General features: G+C 57.8%; 16 protein-coding genes, 1 tRNA gene and 1 pseudogene. 10 read left to right on the forward strand and 8 right to left on the reverse strand.

The annotated features are described in order from the left end of the window. Positions 1-84 precede the first annotated feature (84 nt). Genes QP995_RS02255 through QP995_RS02265 form a run of 3 tightly spaced genes read left to right on the forward strand, consistent with a single transcriptional unit; the run spans position 85 to position 2,748 of the window. Positions 85-681, forward strand: coding sequence for an MptD family putative ECF transporter S component (locus QP995_RS02255; RefSeq protein WP_070437219.1), 597 nt, complete (start codon positions 85-87; stop codon positions 679-681). Beyond that, positions 674-1,360 (forward strand): energy-coupling factor transporter transmembrane component T family protein, encoded by a 687-nt coding sequence (locus QP995_RS02260; RefSeq protein WP_070437217.1) that lies wholly within the window; start codon positions 674-676, stop codon positions 1,358-1,360. The genes QP995_RS02255 and QP995_RS02260 overlap by 8 nt, the downstream gene beginning before the upstream one ends. After that, on the forward strand, positions 1,357-2,748 hold the full coding sequence (locus QP995_RS02265; protein WP_070602388.1) for an ABC transporter ATP-binding protein: 1,392 nt from the start codon (positions 1,357-1,359) through the stop codon (positions 2,746-2,748). The genes QP995_RS02260 and QP995_RS02265 overlap by 4 nt, the downstream gene beginning before the upstream one ends. A gap of 148 nt (positions 2,749-2,896) precedes the next feature. Here QP995_RS02265 and QP995_RS02270 read toward each other — a convergent pair. Continuing rightward, positions 2,897-2,970: transfer RNA gene (locus tag QP995_RS02270), tRNA-Gly, on the reverse strand. A 207-nt stretch (positions 2,971-3,177) separates the two neighbouring features. Here QP995_RS02270 and dcd point away from each other — a divergent pair. Further along, positions 3,178-3,759 carry a dCTP deaminase gene (dcd, locus tag QP995_RS02275; RefSeq protein ID WP_038626826.1) on the forward strand — a complete coding sequence of 194 codons (582 nt, stop codon included), beginning with the start codon at positions 3,178-3,180 and terminating at the stop codon, positions 3,757-3,759. 201 nt (positions 3,760-3,960) lie between these two features. After that, the gene (locus QP995_RS02280; protein ID WP_070607408.1) at positions 3,961-5,343 is read left to right on the forward strand and encodes a UDP-glucose dehydrogenase family protein; all 1,383 of its coding nucleotides are present in this window, start codon (positions 3,961-3,963) and stop codon (positions 5,341-5,343) included. On the opposite strand, the gene QP995_RS02285 is transcribed toward QP995_RS02280, so the two are convergent. The 3 genes from QP995_RS02285 to QP995_RS02295 all read right to left on the reverse strand — a co-directional run bounded on the left by QP995_RS02285 (position 5,340) and on the right by QP995_RS02295 (position 9,370). Beyond that, positions 5,340-6,770, reverse strand: coding sequence for a YibE/F family protein (locus QP995_RS02285; RefSeq protein ID WP_049171749.1), 1,431 nt, complete (start codon positions 6,768-6,770; stop codon positions 5,340-5,342). The genes QP995_RS02280 and QP995_RS02285 overlap by 4 nt on opposite strands. Positions 6,771-7,314: 544 nt before the next feature. Then, the gene (locus QP995_RS02290; RefSeq protein ID WP_370449407.1) at positions 7,315-8,685 is read right to left on the reverse strand and encodes a pyridoxal phosphate-dependent aminotransferase; all 1,371 of its coding nucleotides are present in this window, start codon (positions 8,683-8,685) and stop codon (positions 7,315-7,317) included. A gap of 148 nt (positions 8,686-8,833) precedes the next feature. Further along, entirely contained in the window at positions 8,834-9,370 is a 537-nt protein-coding gene (locus QP995_RS02295; protein WP_070595697.1) for a YceI family protein, read from the reverse strand. A gap of 138 nt (positions 9,371-9,508) precedes the next feature. Here QP995_RS02295 and QP995_RS02300 point away from each other — a divergent pair. Both QP995_RS02300 and QP995_RS02305 read left to right on the forward strand, forming a co-directional pair. Beyond that, a pseudogene (locus QP995_RS02300) lies at positions 9,509-10,630 on the forward strand (CE1758 family FMN-dependent luciferase-like monooxygenase). Beyond that, positions 10,630-11,397, forward strand: a complete 768-nt coding sequence (locus tag QP995_RS02305) for an FMN reductase (RefSeq protein WP_049171746.1) — start codon at positions 10,630-10,632, stop codon at positions 11,395-11,397. Before QP995_RS02300 ends, QP995_RS02305 begins: the two are co-directional and overlap by 1 nt. Positions 11,398-11,447: 50 nt before the next feature. Here the strand turns inward: QP995_RS02305 and QP995_RS02310 are convergent, their stop codons facing one another. Continuing rightward, the gene (locus tag QP995_RS02310; RefSeq protein WP_049171743.1) at positions 11,448-11,639 is read right to left on the reverse strand and encodes a hypothetical protein; all 192 of its coding nucleotides are present in this window, start codon (positions 11,637-11,639) and stop codon (positions 11,448-11,450) included. Between the two features lie 518 nt (positions 11,640-12,157). On the opposite strand from QP995_RS02310, the gene QP995_RS02315 reads away from it, so the two are divergent. The 3 genes from QP995_RS02315 to QP995_RS02325 are packed head-to-tail and all read left to right on the forward strand — an operon-like array spanning position 12,158 to position 14,079. Next, the gene (locus tag QP995_RS02315) at positions 12,158-12,751 is read left to right on the forward strand and encodes a hypothetical protein (RefSeq protein ID WP_016421574.1); all 594 of its coding nucleotides are present in this window, start codon (positions 12,158-12,160) and stop codon (positions 12,749-12,751) included. 45 nt (positions 12,752-12,796) lie between these two features. Next, complete coding sequence (locus QP995_RS02320) at positions 12,797-13,471, forward strand: hypothetical protein (protein ID WP_005511744.1); 675 nt, start codon at positions 12,797-12,799, stop codon at positions 13,469-13,471. 8 nt (positions 13,472-13,479) lie between these two features. Beyond that, positions 13,480-14,079 carry a hypothetical protein gene (locus tag QP995_RS02325; RefSeq protein ID WP_038626812.1) on the forward strand — a complete coding sequence of 200 codons (600 nt, stop codon included), beginning with the start codon at positions 13,480-13,482 and terminating at the stop codon, positions 14,077-14,079. 108 nt (positions 14,080-14,187) lie between these two features. Here QP995_RS02325 and QP995_RS02330 read toward each other — a convergent pair whose 3' ends face one another. The 3 genes from QP995_RS02330 to QP995_RS02340 all read right to left on the reverse strand — a co-directional run bounded on the left by QP995_RS02330 (position 14,188) and on the right by QP995_RS02340 (position 19,717). Beyond that, a complete protein-coding gene (locus QP995_RS02330; RefSeq protein ID WP_070429401.1) occupies positions 14,188-14,841 on the reverse strand; it encodes a response regulator transcription factor in 654 nt (217 codons plus the stop codon). A 133-nt stretch (positions 14,842-14,974) separates the two neighbouring features. After that, entirely contained in the window at positions 14,975-16,081 is a 1,107-nt protein-coding gene (locus tag QP995_RS02335) for a histidine kinase (RefSeq protein WP_246820044.1), read from the reverse strand. Between the two features lie 249 nt (positions 16,082-16,330). Beyond that, positions 16,331-19,717 (reverse strand): heterodisulfide reductase-related iron-sulfur binding cluster, encoded by a 3,387-nt coding sequence (locus QP995_RS02340; protein ID WP_284852867.1) that lies wholly within the window; start codon positions 19,715-19,717, stop codon positions 16,331-16,333. Between the last annotated feature and the right edge of the window lie 685 nt (positions 19,718-20,402).

Raw genomic sequence — 20,402 nt, forward strand, 5'->3', positions numbered from 1 at the left:
AGCATATATTTCTCTGAAACCTAGAGGTCAACCACTACAAATCACCGAATCCAGACACACTTTCTGTCGTTTAACCCAAAAACTATGTCCACACCCACATCCTCGCGCCTCAACGCGCGCGACTTCATCAATATCGGCGTCTTCACTGCCTTGATGTTCGTCATCGTGTTTGCATTCGGAATGCTCGGGTTCATTCCGGCTGCCATGTATGCCGGCTTCTTGCTTTCTATCCTCGTTAACGGCATCGTCTTTGCGCTGTTTACTGCCCGCACTCCGAAGATGGGGGCGTTGACAATCATGCTGATTATCATCGAAATCCTCTTCTTCGTGACCGGCCACTGGGTGGGAGGAATTGCGATCGCCGCTGTGTTCGGCCTGCTCGCTGACTTGGTGATCACCAAGGGGCCGAAGAGCGTGAAAGTTCGTGTCCCGCTGGCATATGCACTGTTTATTCTGCCGATCTATGTTTCCCCGTGGATTCCGCTATTTATGAACCAAGACGCATATATGTCGCAGATCGCCGAACAAATGGGTGCCGAGTATGCCGCCAAGATGGCACAGGTCGTCACGATTCCGATTCTGCTGGGCTTCTTCGGCGTGATGCTCATCGTGGGCTGGCTTGCTGGTCTGTTGGGAACCAGGGTCGCGCGCAAACACTTTGAACGGGCCGGTCTTGTCTAAACTTCCCGACCCGCGCACCATTATCGCAGCGCTCGTCATCGTCTCCACCACGATCTACAGTGCCTACTCGCCGTGGTTCGTGTGTACTCTGGGCGGATTCGCCGCCGTGATGCTGACGAGCGCTACGATCAACCCCAACACGCTCGTGCGCCCGAGCTGGGTGGCCGTCTACCTGGCCACGTTTGCGGCTCTCGGCACACTCGTCTTCGTGATACCCCTGGTCTGGAAATCAACAGCCAGCGCGTTCCTCGTGCTGTTTCTGCAGTGGATGTGGCGATTCAGCGTCAGCGCAGGAATGGGAGCCTACGCGATCGGCGTAATCCGACCCGCCACCTTGCAAAAAGCACTCGCCAGCTCACGAATCCCGACCTGTTTCACGATCCCGATCTCAGTCGCGTTACGTGTGCTGCCCGTGATCGGCCACGAAGTTAAAGCGATCTCAGATGCCATGAAACTACGCGGCATGTCCGTGCTCTCACTGCGTGCGGCGCAATACTTCACAATCCCTCTGCTATCGACCGTGGTACGCAGCGGGGACGAACTGGCATCGGCCGCCCTCGTGCGCGGACTGGGCGGAACCGCAAAGCCCACCTCAGTCACAGTCGTGAAATTCCGAGTGGTCGACGCAGTCATTCTGCTCATCGTTATCGGCTTCGCGATATGGAGAATCGTCCTATGACAATAGCCCAAGCAACTAGGGTCACCTTCACCTATCGAGGAGCAGACCACCCCTCAATCAACGACGCAACCATCACCATCACACCCGGAACCGTCACCTTGCTGTGTGGCGCATCCGGGTCAGGAAAAACCACCGCACTACGGCTATTTAACGGGCTCATCCCGCACTTCCACGACGGCGACCTTACCGGAAACGTCACAGTCGACGACATTGACGTGGCACAAACAGACCTGCCACGCCTTGCCCACCACTGTTCGACAGTGTTTCAAAACCCGCGCACCCAGTTCTACACCACCCACGTGCGCCAAGAACTCGCCTTCGGCCCAGAAAATCTCGGCCGCGACCCGCAGGAGATCTGTGCCCGCATTGACGAGGTCGCAGCCGAGTTAGGTATCGCCGACCTGCTGGAATCCCGCGTCACACAACTATCAGGCGGACAGATGCAACGCGTGGCCTGCTCCGTCGCCATGTGCAACAACACGTCGCTGATCGTCTTTGACGAGCCAACCGCGAACTTGTCCGCTGACGTTATCGACCAACTCGCCACACTCATCGCCAGGCTCAAAGCCGATGGACACACCATCATCATTGCTGAACACCGGCTAAGTTTCCTTTCCGGGATCGTCGACCGTGTCTACTGCTTCGACAAAGGCAAGATTGTCCTCACCGCAACCGGCGAAGAGTTCTACGCTACCTCGGATGAGGAGCGCAAACAGCTTGGGCTGCGATCCCTAGTGCCCGTATCCATGCCGAGCCTGCCCGAACCAGAAGGTGAAGGGCTCACAATCGACAACCTCGCCTTTGCCTACCGCCACGGAAACACAGTCCTCAATATTAACCACGTGTTGTTTCCGGCAGGGAAAATCACGGCACTCCTCGGCCCGTGCGGGTCAGGCAAATCAACACTGGCACGCATTGTTTGCGGACTAGAAAAAGCCAAACATGCATCCATCACACTCGGCGGACAAAAATTCACCAGCCGCGACGCCTACCTTGTGATGCAAGACCCTACCCGACAGTTGTTCTCAGATACCGTCATCGACGAAGTCACGCTCGGCACGACCAAAGCCGAAAAGCAACACATCGATGCCCACGCGATCCTTGAAGAACTCGACCTTGCCGACCACGAGGCTGATCATCCGCAAGCACTCTCTGGCGGGCAACGTCAACGTCTGGTTATTGCTACAGCGCTTGCTGCGAACAAGAAAGTTTACATCTTCGACGAGCCCACGTCCGGTGTTGGCTACAAACACCTTGTCGCGATTTCCCGAGTAATGCGTAAACTCGCTGACACTGGTGCCGTCGTCATCGTCATCACCCACGATGCTGAACTCGTTACCGAGGTCGCCGACCACGCTATCCACCTCGACCAAATCAACGCCTGCTAACGCAAACGCTCACTCAGCCGAAAGAGAGGAAAGTGTTTCTACAGGTCAGAGTTAACGCGCTATACACTCGCTAACGCAAGCGATTTTCTTGACCCCTTGGGGCATACTCGCTAACGCAAACGCCTACTTATCATTTTCGACGTCTAAGTGGAGCCGATGACGGGAATCGAACCCGCGCCGCCTGCTTGGGAAGCAGGAGTTCTACCATTGAACTACATCGGCACACAGTAGGCGGAATGATTAAAAGCACGCCACGGGATTGGCACAGTAGGTGTGGCATGCAGGAAATCAGTCGCCCTCTGTAACTTCAATGTAGCACTCTCGATTCGCGTCGAAAAAATTGGTTGGCAGCAGCTCCGCTGAATTTATCGCGGGCATATCCTGCAACCCGCGCACGCTGTGCATTACAGAGCGGTTAAGCTGGTCTATGTGTTGCTCTCAGATCGTGATATTCGTGCCGCTATCGATGCCGAAGGCTCCGGCCATCTCGGCATTGATCCTTTTGACCCGAAGATGATTCAGCCTTCGTCCATCGACGTGCGTCTGGACAAGTTCTTCCGAGTTTTTAACAACTCGCAGTACACGCACATCGATCCGAAGTTGCCGCAGGAAGAACTGACGTCCCCGCACGAGGTTCCAGAAGGGCAGCCCTTCATTCTTCACCCGGGCGAGTTCGTCCTGGCATCGACCCTGGAGTACTTCACTATTCCTCCGAACTTGGCAGGCCGCCTGGAAGGTAAGTCTTCGCTGGGGCGTCTGGGCCTGGCAACGCACTCGACCGCCGGCTTTATTGATCCAGGGTTTTCAGGTCACATCACGCTGGAGCTATCCAATGTGGCGAACTTGCCTATCGCACTGTGGCCAAATATGAAGGTCGGCCAGCTGGCACTGTTCAAGATGTCCTCGCCGGCAGAAGTGCCTTACGGTTCCGGCAAGCTCGGTTCGAAGTATCAGGGGCAGCGCGGCCCGACGCCGTCGCGTGCGTACCTGAACTTCCGTGATGAGGAATAAGGCACCTGAAACTCGGGATATGAACTCGGAATATAAATGAATTGTGAATAGCCCCGAGTGAATTCTCGGTGAAGAAATGGAAACAATTGTTCAATAAAGAGTTTCCGCAGGTGAAAAGCCTAAATATGGGCCTTTAGTTCACACCATTTAAGGGTTAAATCGGCTTGAGGGCCTTTTATCTTTCGATAAATAATAGCCCTTATGCGTATTACGGTTATTGGTACGGGTTACCTTGGCGCCACTCATGCCGCGGCAATGGCGGAGTTAGGCCACGAGGTTCTCGGCGTAGATGTTGATCCCGCCAAGATTGAGGCATTGTCCGCAGGTCAAGTTCCTTTCTTTGAGCCTGGCTTGCCCGAACTGCTAAAGAAGCACGTTGAGTCGGGGCGACTACGTTTCACCACTAACTACGACGAAGCCGTTGAATTTGCGAACGTCCACTTCGTAGGTGTCGGAACTCCGCAGGTTAAGGGCTCGTACGCCGCCGATGTTCGCTATGTGGACGCAGCTATTACCGAATTGGCTAAGCGCGTCGTCGGCAAGCATTTAGTGTTTGGTAAGTCCACTGTGCCCGTCGGTACCGCACCGCGCCTGCAGGAGCTGGCTGCGAAGATGATCGGTGAGCGCGCCGCAGCCGGTGATGAGCAGTTGAAGAACACCAGCCTCGAGATCGCCTGGAACCCGGAGTTCCTGCGCGAGGGCTTCGCGGTAAAGGACACCCTGGAGCCGGACCGTGTGGTGCTGGGCACCCAGAAGCCGGGCATGATCCTCAATGGTGCTGGTCAGGAGGTCGAGTCAATCGCTGAGGACAGCCTGCGCGAGTGCTTCGGCCCTATCTTTGAGCGTGAGACGCCGTTTATCGTCGCGGACACCGCCACCGCAGAGCTGGTGAAGGTGTCGGCGAATGCATTCCTCGCCACCAAGATTTCCTTCATCAACGCGGTCTCTGAAATCTGTGAGGTCACAGGTGCGGATATCACCACGCTTGCCGACGCCATCGGTATGGACGCTCGAATTGGCCGCCGCTTCCTCAATGCGGGGCTGGGCTTCGGCGGCGGTTGCCTGCCGAAGGATATCCGCGCATTCATGGCCCGCGCTGGTGAGCTGGGCGTTGACCAGGCGCTGACTTTCCTGCGCGAGGTCGATGCAATCAACATGCGTCGCCGTGAAAAGACCGTTGACCTGGTACGCGGCAGCTTCGGTGGCTCGTTGCTCGGTCACACCGTGACTGTGCTGGGTGCGGCTTTCAAGCCGAACTCTGACGATGTGCGTGACTCCCCGGCGCTGTCGATTGCCGGTTCGCTGTCGTTGGCAGGCGCTTCGGTGAGCGTTTACGACCCACAGGCCATGGAGAACGCCAAGAAGAATTTCCCGACCTTGGAGTACGCACCGAGCATCGAAGCAGCTCTGGAAGGCTCGGAGATGGTTGTCGTCGCCACCGAGTGGCAGCAGTTCCGCGACATCGACCCGGTGGCTGCGAAGAAACTGGTCAAGCGCGCAGCGGTCCTTGACGGCCGCAACTGCCTGCCAACCGATCAGTGGCGTGCCGCAGGCTGGGACGTCACCTGCCTCGGCCGCGGCTAAATGCTAGCTGCCCTCGAGCGCTTCGGAAACTTCATACCCTCCGGGGCCACGGTATAGGCGGCGATGAGGGTGGTAATCGGCACTGCGAGTACCAAAGCCACCGCACCGATGGTGGAACGCAGCAGCTCTGTGGCCACGACATCGGAGGTCAACGACTGCATCAGCGGCCGGTCGGAGACGCTTAACAAAATCGATAGCGGCAGTGCGGTGCCGAGGTACGCCAGTACCAGTGTGTAGACCATCGACGCGATGTGATCGCGACCGACGCGCATTGCCGAGCGGAAGACCTCCATAGGGCGCGACCGCGGAGCTGCTTCGTAAAGCTCCTGGACGGTCGATGCCTGGGCGATGGTGACGTCGTTAAGCACGCCCAACGCGCCGATGATGAATCCCGCCAGAAGCAGACCTGTGACGGAGACGTCAGGCAGGTAAAGCTGAATGAGCAGGTTGTCCTCGTTGCCGAGACCACGTAGCTGCGACGTGGAGATAGCGAGGTTGGCCAGGCCCGCCGCCAGTACCATCGTGGTGAGTGTTCCCGCCAGTGCGGAAGCTGACTTCCAATTGATGCCATGAACGAGGAAGAGCACTGGGAAGAGAATCGCCGCGCCCGCCGTGATGGCTAAGGCCACAGGATCGCCGCCGCGTAGCAGTGCCGGAACCAGGAATCCCATCACTGCGGCCAGCGTGATGCCAAGACCAATGAGGCTCAAGACTCCGCGAGTCATGCCGACGAGGATGATGAGCAGCACCGCTGCGCCGAGCCACAACCAGATCGTCGTGGTGCGATCCATGTCCAGGAAGGTGTAGGTGTTGCCGATGCTAGCGGTGTCGACAACCTGATGAGGTGCGAGGTCGACGACATTAGTGTCGGCCGCGGGAGCAGGAGCTGCGGGGGCAGCGGGGGCTTCTGCACCGGATTCAGGTGCTGGTTCCTGCTCCGGGGCTGGAGCTGGTGCCGGAGCCTCTGCATCAGGAGCAGGCTCACCCTCTGCGCCCTCAGGGGCAGGCGCGGGAACAACGCCGGGAGCCGGTGTCATCAACCCCGGATCCGGCACGGCACCATTGTCGACAGCTCCGGTACCGGCCGCGTTTGGACGGTGAATTGCCAGGACGACCTTGTCGCCCTCCGCCAGCTCGATTTCTCCGGGCAGGCCGGATGCCTCCAGAAGCGTCTTCTTGCCCTCGTCTGGGCCCGAGGTCAGCTCAATGACCGAGAGCTGGCATTTCGGCGCCGCGGGGTCATTGAGGGAGGCCGCCAGTCCTGGCCGCGGCTGGTCATCGAAGACGCGTCCGTTGTCAGGCGAATTGCACGCGCCGACGCTGTGCTTTACGACGGTTCCCTTAACCGTCTCTGCAGCTGACGTCTGTGACTGCAGGAATCCCGGCCCTGGGCTCGGAGCTTCACCCGATGGCCAGAGACCAATCACTGCGAGGAAAGTGGCAATACCAGCAACTGTGAGAGCTGTGGCCAGTAAGCGACGTGCTCTTGTGGGGTTGTGCCGCGGTTTCTTTGGTTTTGGTTTGGCTTGTGCAGGTTCGTTTTGCCGTACCGGTGCTGGTTTTGAATGTGCGGCTGGTTCTGCATGTCGTGCTGGGGCAGCCGAGGTTGCAGAGTTGGGTTGATTCGCGGTATTGACAGCCCGGAACCGGCCGGTAGGGGAGCCGCTGTTCGAGTTCTTCAGTACGTCGAGATGCGCACCTATGTCGGAACCCGGAGCAACGCGAAAAGGTTGCTGGTTGTCAGAGTTCATTGAATCTTTTGAATGCCTGCCCACCCTTAATAACCTAATCGCTGCACCAGCACCGGAAGGCGTACCGCCATTCCGGCGCGCCGGGCCGTGGTCATCAGCGCTATGGCCCACCTATCGATGCAATACTCACTCATCGATGCGCTCCAGTGTGTCCATAAGTGAATAGCGCATCGATATGTGAGAAGGGCAGAACCAGTAGCGTGCGCAACCTTAAGTACTGCTATTGCTTGTAGCTGACCAGGAAGTTGCCCAGGCGCTCGATGGCTTCCTTCAGGTCGCGTGCCCACGGCAGGGTGACAATTCGGAAGTGATCCGGCGTCGGGTAGTTGAAGCCAGAGCCGCCGACCATCAGGATCTTCTCTTCACGCAGGATGTCGAGCATCAGCTTTTCGTCATCGTGAATTTCGTAGACGTTCGGATCCAGCTTCGGGAATGCGTACATGGCGCCCATCGGCTTCACGCAGCTCACGCCCGGAATTGAGGTCAGTCCCTCGTAGGCGACATTGCGCTGCTCCAGAAGGCGACCCCCTGGCAGGATCAAGTCCTCGATGGACTGGTAACCGCCAAGTGCCACCTGAATGCCGTGTTGAGCAGGGACATTCGGGCATAGACGGGTGCTGGCCAGCAAGTTGATGCCCTCGATAAAGCCCTCTGCGTGGCGCTTCGGGCCAGTCAGCACCATCCAGCCAGCGCGGTAGCCGGCCACACGGTAGGTCTTGGACAGGCCGTTGAAGGTGATACAGAGCAAATCCGGGGCCAAGGAGGCAGTGGAAATGTGCTCTGCATCGTCGTAGAGGATGCGGTCGTAGATTTCGTCGGAAAGCAGCAGGAGTGAGTGCTCACGAGCGATATCCACGATGGCTTCGAGTGTCTGGCGTGTGTAGACCGCGCCGGTCGGATTGTTCGGGTTGATGATGACAATCGCCTTCGTGCGATCCGTCACCTTCGAGCGAATGTCTTCGACATCCGGGGCCCAGTTATTCTCCTCATCGCACGTGTAGTGGACGGCCTTGCCGCCGGCGAGGGTGGTTGCTGCAGTCCAGAGCGGGTAATCCGGAGCTGGAATGAGGACCTCATCGCCCTCGTTGAGCAGCGCCTGCGTGGTGATGGAAATCAGCTCGGAGACGCCGTTGCCCAGCCAGACGTCGTTGACGTCGAAACGGGGGAAGTCCGGGTCCATCTCATAGCGCGTGACGACGGCACGGCGTGCGGAGTAAATACCCTTGGACTCGGAATAGCCCTGTGCGTGGGGGAGAGCGCGGACCATGTCCTGCACGATGGTGTCAGGTGCATCAAAGCCGAACTTCGCCGGATTGCCAGTGTTGAGCATCATGATGCGGTGGCCGTCGGCCTCCATCTGCTCGGCGAGAGTAGTCACCGGACCGCGAATGTCGTAGAGGACGTTCTGCAGCTTGGAGGATTGGTCCAGTGTCTTCAGTGGAGTGCGGCGAGGTGCCCTGATGTTTCCACGACGGGCGGCAACACGGGCAGCACGGGACTGCTCGGCCTGAGCGGCCTGCGCAGCCTGAGCGTCCTGCGTTGTCTCGTTGGTGGTTTCGGTGCCCTGGGAAGTGTCTTTACTGGAACTCACCTGTCTAAGCATGCCACTTTTTTGCTCCCGCACCATGCTTTTCTCACAGCGGGGGCAGATTAATTGCACATTAATTGCGCAAAAGCGCCCTGCATGAGGATGCAGGACGCTTTACTGGGTTGCGGGCAGCTGGGGTTCTGGCTGCTAGTTACTGCTTAACTGCGGAGCCGTCGATCTGCAGGGAAATCTCGTTGCCAAGGAGCAGTCCGCCAGTCTTAATAGGAGCGTTGTAATCGATGCCGAAATCGGTGCGGTCAATCTTGGTGGCTGCCTCGAAGCCAACGCGAGTCTGCCCCCATGGGTCTTCAGCGGAGCCGAAAATGTCGACATCCAGGGTGACCGGCTTGATGATGCCGTTGATGGTCAGGTCGCCGGTAACGGTGGCCTTTTCTTCGCTCTGGAGCTCGATAGCGGTGGAAACGAATTCGAAGGTTGGGTTTTCGTCGGTGCCGAAGAAGTCCTTCGAGCGCAGGTGGTTGTCGCGCTCTTCATTGTTGGTGTTGATGGAGTTCGCCTGAATGGTCGCCTTTGCCGTGGAATTCTCCGGCTTGTCGGCATCAAAATTAATAACGGACTCAAACTCAGTGAACTGACCGTGGACCTTAGTGATCATTGCGTGACGAACGGTGAATCCAACGGTGGAGTGCTGTGCATCAAGAACGTAGTTGCCAGACTGAAGAGCCATAGTGAATCTCCTAAAAGTTAAAAGTATCTCGAATGTTTCGAAGTATTTTTGTCCGCCGGAACCAACTTCCGGTGTTGACGTGTCAACTATAAGCCGGTGAGGGATGACGTGTCAACAAAAAGGTCTTAATATGGAGCCATGCAATTCGGAGTTTTTACAATTGGCGACGTCACAAAAGATCCCACGACCGGACAAATCCCTACTGAACATGAGTGAATTAAGGCAACTGTCGCCCTAGCGAAGAAGGCCGAAGAGGTCGGCCTCGATGTATTTGCTACTGGCCAGCACCACAATCCACCGTTTGTGGCACCGGCGAATCCGCCGATTTTATTAGCCAACCTCACAGCACAGACCGAAAATCTGATTCTGTCGACCTCGACAACGCTGATTACCACCACCGACCCCGTGCGCATCGCCGAGGATTACGCCTACCTCCAGCACCTTTCCGAAGGTCGCATTGATCTGATGATGGGCCACGGCAACACCGGGCCGGTTTATCCGTGGTTTGGCAAGGATATTCGCAAGGGAATTCCGCTGGCCATCGAGAACTATCACCTGCTGCGCACCCTTTGGCGTGAGGAGAATGTGGATTGGCAAGGTCAATTCCGCACTCCGCTGCAGTCATTTACGTCCACACCGCGCCCGCTCGACGGTGTAGCACCTTTCGTGTGGCACGGCTCAATCCGCTCCACTGAGATTGCTGAGCAGGCCGCCTTCTATGGGGACGGCTTCTTCCATAACCACATTTTCTGGAATATCGAGCACACCACAGCCATGGTCAACCTCTACCGCCAGCGCTATGAGCACTACGGTCATGGTGCTGCTGATCAGGCAATCGTCGGGCTTGGCGGTCAGGTCTTCGCCGCTGAGACGGAGAAGAAGGCCAAGGAGATTTTCCGCCCATACTTCGACAATGCCCCGGTCTATGGACATGGGCCATCTCTGGAAGAATTCGAGAACATCACTCCACTGACCGTCGGCACGCCTGAGCAAATCATCGAACGTTACCTGGGCTATGCAGACGCCGTTGGCGACTACCAGCGTCAGCTCTTCCTTATCGATCACGCCGGCCTGCCGCTGGAAATGGCGTTGGAGCAGGTTGAAATCCTGGGAACCGAAATCGTTCCGGTCCTGCGTGAAGAGTTCGAGCGCCGCCGTCCGGCGCACGTGCCTTCCGACCCGCCGACGCATGCCTCGCTGGTTGCCGAGGGCGCAGATTCCCCGCACCTTCTCGTCCGCCCGGCTGAAAGGAATCAGTAGTGAAAAAGCTCGTCGTCGTAAGTGCCGGTGTTTCCGATCCATCAACCACGCGCATCCTTGCCGACCGCATCGCGGAGGCCGTCGAGGCGCAGGTCTCCAAGCGTGGCGAGGGGGTCCAAGTTGAGTACGTCGAGCTGCGCGAACTCGCTGTCAGCCTCGGCACTGTGATGTCCACAGGGCTTTACGACGAAAAATTGCGCGCCGCCCTCGATACTGTCAGCGGTGCTGATGGATTGATTGCCGCGACCCCGGTGTTCGCAGCGTCCTACTCTGGGTTGTTCAAGATGTTTTTCGACGCCCTGGATAAGGATGCGCTGACTTCCATGCCGGTCATTATTGCTGCGACGGCTGGCACAGCACGACATTCGTTGGTGCTGGAGTATGCGATGCGTCCGCTGTTTAGCTACCTGCGCGGCACGGTTATGCCGACTGCTGTATTTGCAGCCACTGAGGACTTTGGTGCTGGCGATGGTGCCGGAAATGGCGCCGGCGGAGTGTCCGGCGCGGAGATGAATAATCGCGTGGTGCGTGCAGCTCGTGAGCTTGCCGAGTACCTTGTCGGTGTTCGCTCGGCCGTAGTCGGTTTTGGTCCAGATTTTGGGAACGAAGCTGAAGAAAAGGGTGCGGAGCATTCAGCGGGCGGGGCCAGCGAGGGGAATCGGGGTGTTGGCGAGCCGAACCAGCGACGCAGTACAAACACGCGGGTGGATACTAATGTCACGGATTTTGCCACACTGCTAGAGGGGCTCGACGGCACCGCGAAGTAGCCGCGCTCACGTGAAGGGGCGGCAGAGGAGGGGTAGGGGGTCAGCGCTCTTTAGCGGCACCACGGGAGGTTGTAGTAGTCGCAAGAGAAGGTATCGGAAAGAGCGTATTCCTTAACCTGCAGGTCGTCGCTGCTGGTCGTAGCTGTCGGTGCTGCGGTAGCGGTCGGGGCGCCGGTCAGCGCGCCCAGGGAAAGTGCTGCGGATGCAATGGTGGTAGCAAGAACAGAAGTGCGTCGAAACATTAGGTAGTACTCCGAAAGATATCTGCCTCGGCAAAGTGTCAAGGCTGTGTGGACTGCCGGACTTCGCCAGTGATTAATAAAGAAATCATAACTATTTAATCAAGAGTGTGAAGTGTGGAGGTCTCTCTACCTGCCCGCGCCTGGGGGTGGCCATTCGGCTACTCTCTGGTGTCTTTATGTAGGTGGGCTAGTGGCCGAAATGTTGATTGTCTAGTACCAAGTGGCCGACCGAGGCATTTTTGAATTGGTTCAAAAGGCGTAGTTCTGATGCGATTGAATTGATCGCCGAAATCTTATTGTGGCGCCCATAATCGCTGGTCAAGGTCAATTAGATGTCGTATTTTCGCGTGGTAGAAATCGGTGAGATTCCATTTTTACTATGTGGATAATCGCTGCGGCCGTCGTAAAGCCAGTCGAAAATTTTCCATTACAAAACGCTGAATTTCGACTTACCTTTGCAGGTGTCAGTTCAAGTATTTCCTTACGAGTTGCTCGTCACATCCTGAAAGGATTTCGCCGTGAAGAAGACCCTGCTCTCCGGCTCCATTGCAGCCCTGGTCACCATGTCCTCGCTGGCTGTCGCCCCGATGGCTGAAGCTGCCCCAGCCCCCACCCCGGGCACTGTCGGTGGCACTTGCTCCGTTGAAGGCCAGTCCGGCCAGTCCCTGAAGATCACCGGCTCGAAGTTCGAGGTCGAAGGTACTGCGACTGTCGCTAACTACGGCGACACCGACCTGCCGCTGACTCAGACCCTGAAGGAAGGCAAGACCAAGTCCTGGAACGTCGGCGGTTCGGTCGACTTCGATTTGCTCAAGCTCTTCCACGTCACCTTCAGTGCCGGCTACCAGTCCACTCAGACCTGGGAAGTTGGCCAGACCCTCGGCCCGTACCCTGTCAAGCCCGGCTACACCGGTGTTCTGGAGTATGGCTTCCTGAATCAGTCCTTCGAAGGTACTCACCTGACCTGTAAGGGCGGAAAGTGGATTGACGCGGGTCGTCCGTACTGGGGCACCATCCCGAAGGAGCGTCACATTCGCGTTTCCATGCGCGCCAACGAAGCTGACCGCTCCGTGGACGGTGCTGCTCCGCAGGTCAAGGAGTACGCCGTTTAAGACGGCCAGAGCCCCTAAAGCCTCGAAGCAGAAGGAAGTTTCTCCATGTTGAGCCTGAAAAAGAAGGCCCTGGCCTGCGCGGTGATGGGTGCAAGTCTTCTTGCACCAGGCATCGTTGGACAGGCCGCGGCGACCCCGCTGACCCAGACCCCTGACCAGGATGAGCACCACACCGGTTTCACCAATACGGATAAATGTGACCCGGTCAAGGATGCCAAGCGTCACCCCTGGGAACAGTGGATTACCGACGAATGGGACCGCTACAACGGCACTAACTCATTCACCAACCGCACTGACCGCCCTATTCAGTACACCCTCGAGGTGACAGAGGGAGTCAACGAGTCCGTAAAGGCCATGAGCTCCGGAAATATGTGGGACGTGTTCCTCCACGGGGTGAAGAACAAGTACGGCATCGTCGAGGTCAGTCAGTGGTCGGTTGGCGACAAGCTGGGCCCGGTGACCGTCAACCCCGGTGAGACCGTTCGCGCAGACTACGGCGTGCACATGAAGTCCTTCATTGGCCGTGTTCGCACCTGTGACCAGAAGACCGGCCTGTGGCGCGGTGAGCCCTACTTCGGTGAGTACAACGGCAAGGGGCCGTCGACTCGCTTCGTGGTCTGGCACAAGACCACCAAGGAGGGCGAGCACCGTCAGCAGTGGGCGCCTGTCAGCGGTAACTCCGGTGACGGCGGCCCGGCATCCGCCACGATTAACGACTAGGAGCAGTTATGAAAAAGCGTGTTGTCGCCATGTGCTTGACGACGGTCTTTGCGCTCGGACTCGGTGCTCCGACAGCGGTGGCCGCCCCGAATCCAGGAGCCGGTGAACCGTTCGCGCCGGAGGAGTGGGTACCAGTGCCCAAGCCGGCGGCAGTTGACCGCGGTCCGGCACCGGGAACCACTTGTGAAGCTCCGGGTTCGGTGGCTGAGTTCGTGGAAATCACCGGCTCTCGCTACGACGTTGAGGGCGTTGTTTCTACGAAGAATGACATCGGTGATGAGCCGATTCCGCTGACGCAGACCATTAAGGAGTCCAAGACCAAGAAGTGGTGGACCAATATCTCTGTCAGCGTGAAGGTCAGCAAGGAGCTCAACCGTAAGTACTCCTGGGAATACTCCCGAGAGATGGTTTGGAGCCTCGGGCAGAAGATCGGACCATACGAAGTACGCAAGGGCGAAACTGGTCGTCTGAGCTGGGGATTCCTGGTTGACGAGTTCGCCGGGCAGACTGTCCGCTGCAACGCCAACTCGAAGACGTGGCAGCCCATTGGGCGCAGCTACTTCGGCGTGGCTCCGCGTGAGCGACATGTCGAGGTGACCATTCAGTAGTTACACAGTTCTCTCTCCACACTCAGCACGGGTAAAAGGGGGCCTATTCACGAAAGTGAATAGGCCCCTTTTTTTGCTACTCCGTCTTTTTGTTACTGCGCTGTTTTGCTACTGCGCGGCAGCGGATGCCGGAGGCTGGAAGCCTGCGTCTATTGCTTTCAGAGCCAAGTCCAGGCGTGAGGTAGCCCCGAACTTATTGAACATGCTGGAGAGGTGCTTCTTGATGGTGCCCGGCGACTTGCCGAGTTCCTTGGCGATGTCGTGGTTCGATTTACCGCGGCAGATCAGGCCGAGAACCTCTCGCTCGGCATGAGTGATCTTGTACGAGGAAATGTTGCGGGACGGCAGCGTTTTAATCAGCCGAGTCGCAGAAATCGGGGAGATGACGGTGCCGCCCTGGAAGACATCTTCAACGGTGCCAATGACGGATTCCGGGCGAGCGGTTTTGAGAATGTAGCCGTTTCCACCGAGGCTCAAGATTTTCAGCATTGTTTCATCGGTATCGAATGAGGTGATAGCGATGAATTTCGGTGGATTCTCCACCTTCTTAATGCGCTCGAGCAGCTCAACGCCGTCCATGTTGGGCATATGAATATCGGTCAAAACTACGTCAATGCCACCGCGGGCAATGATATTGAGGGCCTCGTGGCCATCGCTGGCTTCATCGACCACGGTAATGTGCGGTGCCTTCTTGAAGTAAGTTCGCAGCGTCGAGAGTACGAGTGGGTCGTCGTCGACAATGAGAACCTTAATGTCAGACATCCGCGAACCTTTCATAGAAGTTATAAAAACCGAACAATATCTGTCATCGTGTGATATTACTACGCTAACCAGGACTTTTCGAGAGATATCTTCGTCACAGGCGGTTACTACACCAATCTTACGCTAGCGTAACTTACTGATTGGTAGGTGGCATGTGGAGTTTGGTATTCCACACATTTCCTTCTCGTTCTGATGTGATGGAACCGTCCCACGGTCGCACTCGCCGATGCAGTGAGGAAAGCCCCAAACCGCTCGAGAGCATCGCCCGCGGCAGAAAATGCGGTAGCGCCTTCGATATCTGATTGCTGATGTCGAGCGTGAAGCCATCCTCCTCATTGCCCAGCGCCAGAATGTGGACGTTCGTTTGCGGCTCGCCGTACTTCTGAATATTCGTGCAGAACTCCGACAGCGCCGGCGAGATAACTTCTGAAATCTGCGTCAAGGAGGGCTCGGTTTCAATGCTCGTGGCCAGCGAAACGTTAAACCCAGCTTCCTGCAGTTCATCCTTGGCCTGTTGGAGCACCCTGTTCATGCTAGGAACTCGCTCATCTTGGCCAATAGCCGAGGTCAAAGAGCTTTCTTTGTCAGCGGATTTCAGCAGTGAAAGCAACTGGCGAAGCTGTAGCAGACCTTCTCGGGAGGTTTCTGCGATGTCCTCCAGGGACTCTTCAAGCTTTTCATCTGTCCCTTCTCGCTCGATGGCGAGCGCCTGCGCCAGCATGGTTACGCGAGTAAAGGACTTGGCGGTGGAGTCGTGCAGCACGGTCGCCAACTCAAGGCGTTGTTCTTCCAGGGCGCGGTTAGATTCAATCGTTGCCTGCCGGCGTTGCTCTTTGTAGCGACTGCGCATCATGCCGATGGCGTAGGCAATTACAAAAAGCAGCGTTGTCACAAAGGTCGCGACGTGGTCGCGCGCGAACGTATTTGTGTTTACGTCGTAGTTTGAAATTACCAACAAGAGCAATGCAGTGATTCTCGCCGGCATCTTGTTGTTGTTAGCACGCATCACTTCCACGATGAGAAGCGCGCAGAAAATCTGCATTGGAGCCTGCTCTGTAGGAAGGAAAGTCAACGCCAAGAAATTCGCTGGGACAACCACCATGGCAAAGAGCGGCAAATACGTCGCCACTGCAACAAGAATGACCTGAAGGCCACCGATAATGGTTGGCAACAATAGATCAGAGTTGCTCTCGCGGAGAATTAGCGCATCGAGAGCAGTGAGGATCAGCGCAATGACCATCTCCACTGACCCCGGAGTCCTCAGAAAGTCTCTTATCTGTGACAGCGATTTCTTAATCACTACGCCAAGACCTCTTTCCACACCACAACGCGGTCATCTCTAACGGGATGCAGTAATCAATATATTGTCAGTGCGGTTGAGAGTGCCATTTGCATGATTAATGCCGTGGCGCAGGGGTCGTCGTAAAGCACAAAAAATCCGCCCGGGAAGAATAACCTCTCGGGCGGATTTTGGCTTACTTAGCGAGCGTTACTTACGTCGCGCCGATCCTGGCAGCGGAACTCCGTGCTGGTTGCGCGGAAGGTTCTTAGCGCTTGCCGACGGTGCCTGCGTCTCCTCGGCTGGGGCCTCAGCGGCCTGCTCGGTGGAGGTGGCTTCTTCCGTCGCCCGCTCTTCGGTAACCTCTGGCTGTTCCGGAGCCTGCTCCGCCTCTGGCTGGGCAGATGCTTCCTGAGCCTCGGTTTCCTCGGCTGCCGGGGCAGGGGCGCTAGCGGCCGGCTTTGCCTTGCGCGCGCCACCTGGAATCGGAGCGCCCTTGCGTGCGCCACCCGGAACCGGGGCACCGGATGCGGTCTTCGGCTGCTCAGCTGCTGGCTGCTCGGACTCGGTGGCCGTAACCTCAGCAGCGGTGTCCTCGGCAGGAGCGGTTTCCTCGGCCTTCGGCTTGGCGGCTGGAGCTGCCTTCTTAGCGCCACCTGGGACAGGTGCGCCCTTGCGTGCGCCACCCGGAATCGGAGCGCCCTTGGTTGCCTTCGGGGTCTCAGCCGGAGCTTCGGTTTCCGCAGCTGCTGGCTCTGCCTGCGCGGCCGGCTTAGCAGCCTTGGCGCTACCCGGAACTGGAGCGCCCTTCTTGGCACCACCTGGAACCGGTGCACCGGCCTTTGCGCCGCCTGGCTTTGGAGCGCCACCCGGAACTGGTGCGCCGGCCTTAGCCCCGCCTGGTTTCGGTGCGCCACCTGGAGCTGGAGCGCCCTTCTTGGCGCCACCCGGGGTCGGTGCGCCGGCCTTAGCGCCGCCTGGCTTCGGAGCGCCACCTGGCTTTGGAGCACCACCTGGAGCTGGAGCGCCCTTCTTGGCACCGCCCGGGGTCGGTGCGCCGCCCTTAGCGCCGCCTGGCTTCGGAGCGCCACCCGGAGCTGGAGCGCCCTTCTTGGCACCACCTGGGGTCGGTGCGCCGCCCTTAGCGCCGCCTGGCTTCGGAGCGCCACCCTTGGCAGCAGCGCCTGCAGCAGCACCAGCAGCTGCGGCACCAGCGCCGGCAGCGGCAGTCTTTTCTGCCTTCTTCTTCTCGGCAGCCTCAGCCTTCTTGCGCTTTGCTTCCTCCTCCTCGAGGCGCAGGCGCTCTTCCTCTTCAGCCTTCTTCGGATCGACCCAGCCACGCTCTGGCTGCTCAATCCACTCCGGCTCACGTGCCTGTGGCAGCTCGCCGTCGACCTTCACAGAGTCGCGGAGCATCTGGGCGATGTCCAGGACTTCCGGCTTCTTCTCGTCGTCCTCGATGACGTTGTTGACACCGTCATTCATCATCGTCTTACAGAACGGGCAGCCGATGGCAATTGCCTCAGCGCCAGTGCCGACAGCCTCTTCGGTGCGGTTGACGTTGATGCGCTGGCCGATGGTCTCTTCCATCCACATGCGCGCGCCACCTGCACCACAGCAGAAGCCGGTGTTCTTGTTACGCGGCATCTCGACGAGGTTAGCGCCGGATGCACCAATCAGCTCACGCGGAGCCTCGAAGACCTTGTTGTGGCGACCCAGGAAGCATGGGTCGTGGTAGGTGACCTGGCGGCCTTGGCCGGAAGCAACCGGCTGGAGGCGGTTAGCGCGAACCAGTTTATTTAGCAGCTGGGTGTGGTGGACAACTTCGTACTGTCCGCCCAGCTCTGGGTACTCGTTCTTGAAGGTGTTGAAGCAGTGCGCACAGGTGACGACAATCTTGCGCTGCTTCGGCGGGACACCGTCGAAGACCTCATCGAGCTGTTCGATGTTCTGCTCAGCCAGCATCTGGAAGAGGAACTCGTTACCAGCGCGGCGAGCGGAATCACCAGTACAGCCCTCAGCCTGGGAGAGCACAGCGTACTTCACACCGGCGGTGTAAAGCATTTCTGCAACAGCCTTGGTGGTCTTCTTCGCATTGTCGTCGTAAGCACCGGCACAACCGACCCAGAACAGGTACTCGGTGTCGTCGAAGCTCTCGACATCTTCGCCCCAAATCGGGACGACGATGCCTTCCTTGCGGACCTCGTTAATCCAGTCGGCACGAGTGGAAGCGTTCTGGCCCCACGGGTTGCCCTTGGTCTCGAGGTTCTTGAACAGGCCAGCCAGCTCGGTCGGGAAGTCCGACTCAACCAGAACCTGGTAGCGGCGCATATCGACGATGTGGTCGATGTGCTCAATGTCAACCGGGCACTGCTCAACACAGGCACCACAGTTGGTGCAGGACCACAGGACGTCCTGGTCGATGATGCCCTCATCGCCGTCGCCAACCAGCGGCTTGGTCAGGAGTGCTGCGCCAGCGCCTTCGCCCTCGCGAGCGGTTTCGATGGTCTCGCCAGCCAGCAGGTACGGGGCAGAAGCGTAAGCGTGGTCACGCAGCTGGTTAACCAGCAGCTTCGGGGACAGTGGCTTGGAAGTGTTCCATGCCGGGCACTGCTCCTGGCAGCGACCACACTCAGTACAAGAGGTGAAGTCCAGCAGAGCCTTCCAGGAGTGGTCGGTGACCACACCGGTACCCATGGAGTCAACTTCTGGGTCAGCCTCTTCCAGGTTCAAAATCTCGCCGTTAGAGGTCATCGGCTTAGCGCCAGCGAGGGCGTTGTAGCCATCAGCGTTGCGCTTGAGCAGGATGTTGGCGAATGCCAGGAAGCGGTGCCATGCGACACCCCAAGTCAGGTTGCGGCCAACAACGAAGAGCCAGACCATACCGGACAGTAGCTTAATCAGCGCGAAGATGGACACCATGACTTCGGAGGCCGGCAGAATCTGTGCGATACCACCGGTGACGAAGTTCGCCCAGTTCCAGACCTCGGCGCCAGTGTGACCGTGGTCGCCGTAGGTAGCCAGCTTGGCTGCCTTGACGAACATCATGCCGAGGCCCTCGATGAGGACGACAGCCTCGACGAAATAAGCAGCACCAGCGTTGGAGCCGTAGAAGCGGCTCAGGCGCTCCTTGCCGAGGTTGGTCTGGCGGACGAGGATCAGTGTCAGGATGCCCAGGGTGGTGCCCAGGCCGAGCAGTTCGTCGATGAAGTGCCAGGCGGTCAGATTCCTGAGGATTGGCCAACCACCGGCTGGCCAGAAGGTCTGAATGTACGCCTCGAACCACACCAGGGAGCCGAGGAGGAAGCCCACCATGACGAACCAGTGAGCCACAGCAACGCCGGGTTTCTTGGCCATCTTGGTGTGACCGACGATCTCTCGGATCATGGTCCAAATACGGGTTCCCCATTCACCGGTGTGACCGTATGTCTTTTGGCCCACCATGATGGTCTTCACCATATGGGTGAATCCCTTGATAAAGATGAACCAGCAGGGCAGGGACAACAGGACGCCAATAACGCCGACTGCGACGGTGAATCCGGTAGATTCCGGAATCGCCGTGTCAGCCGTCGCCGCGGCGAGGTTGAGCACGCTCATAATGTTCCTTCTAGGCTGGCTCAGCCAGGGTGATGGCTGAGTGAAAATAGTTCTCTTGTGAGTTCTATCACGAGCCGCGGACGCTTACCTAACTAATGTCCAAAATGGTGCTGAATTCATCGATACACGGTGTAACCAGCGGTTATTTGGCGAATTACGCAAAAAAATCGTTGTTTTATTCGAGAGGGATTCGAGGGGCAACGTCTTCGCTTGACGACGGTGCGAGGCACTTTCGTCGTCACGCTTTTATGGGCGGAAGTGGTGGCGGTGTTGCGTGTGGGCAGTTGTCGAGTGTTGTCGACTCGATGTTCTGCGGACGCATTGCGGGGGTAGCGCCGAAGCGCAGGGGCGGAGCTGTGTTGCGAGGCGGGGAGGGGGTCGGTGGCGTGTTGGTCTTTGAAAACTGATTGAAGCAGACATGTATTCACATGCGTTACATTCTTAACACAAATAACAATAGTTACTTCTGTACCTGTGTTTTGGTGGATAGTTCGCTATTGGGCCCGGGATTTGCTGACAATTAACGAAAAAGTCATTAAATGTAACTGACTTTTATGAATCCCAAGTGGATTTAAAAGCCTCTATGTCCGCAATTTGCCTGGTAATCGGCGTGCCAATTCGGTGGTGAGGAGAGTTGCCTGGCCACCCCCGGCGCAATTCTTATGTAGGCGCCATTCTGTGTATT

The sequence above is a fragment of the Corynebacterium sp. MSK032 genome, from assembly GCF_030232065.1.
In the GTDB taxonomy this organism is placed as follows: Bacteria; Actinomycetota; Actinomycetes; order Mycobacteriales; family Mycobacteriaceae; genus Corynebacterium; species Corynebacterium jeikeium_D.

Bases quoted from the DNA above. Each gene is read 5' to 3' on its own strand.
- QP995_RS02340 (WP_284852867.1), bottom strand. From the start codon at position 19,717: ATGAGCGTGCTCAACCTCGCCGCGGCGACGGCTGACACGGCGATTCCG.
- QP995_RS02310 (WP_049171743.1), bottom strand. From the start codon at position 11,639: ATGTTTCGACGCACTTCTGTTCTTGCTACCACCATTGCATCCGCAGCA.
- QP995_RS02280 (WP_070607408.1), top strand. From the start codon at position 3,961: ATGCGTATTACGGTTATTGGTACGGGTTACCTTGGCGCCACTCATGCC.
- QP995_RS02255 (WP_070437219.1), top strand. From the start codon at position 85: ATGTCCACACCCACATCCTCGCGCCTCAACGCGCGCGACTTCATCAAT.
- QP995_RS02335 (WP_246820044.1), bottom strand. From the start codon at position 16,081: ATGGTCATTGCGCTGATCCTCACTGCTCTCGATGCGCTAATTCTCCGC.
- QP995_RS02295 (WP_070595697.1), bottom strand. From the start codon at position 9,370: ATGGCTCTTCAGTCTGGCAACTACGTTCTTGATGCACAGCACTCCACC.
- QP995_RS02265 (WP_070602388.1), top strand. From the start codon at position 1,357: ATGACAATAGCCCAAGCAACTAGGGTCACCTTCACCTATCGAGGAGCA.
- QP995_RS02320 (WP_005511744.1), top strand. From the start codon at position 12,797: ATGTTGAGCCTGAAAAAGAAGGCCCTGGCCTGCGCGGTGATGGGTGCA.
- QP995_RS02330 (WP_070429401.1), bottom strand. From the start codon at position 14,841: ATGTCTGACATTAAGGTTCTCATTGTCGACGACGACCCACTCGTACTC.
- QP995_RS02325 (WP_038626812.1), top strand. From the start codon at position 13,480: ATGAAAAAGCGTGTTGTCGCCATGTGCTTGACGACGGTCTTTGCGCTC.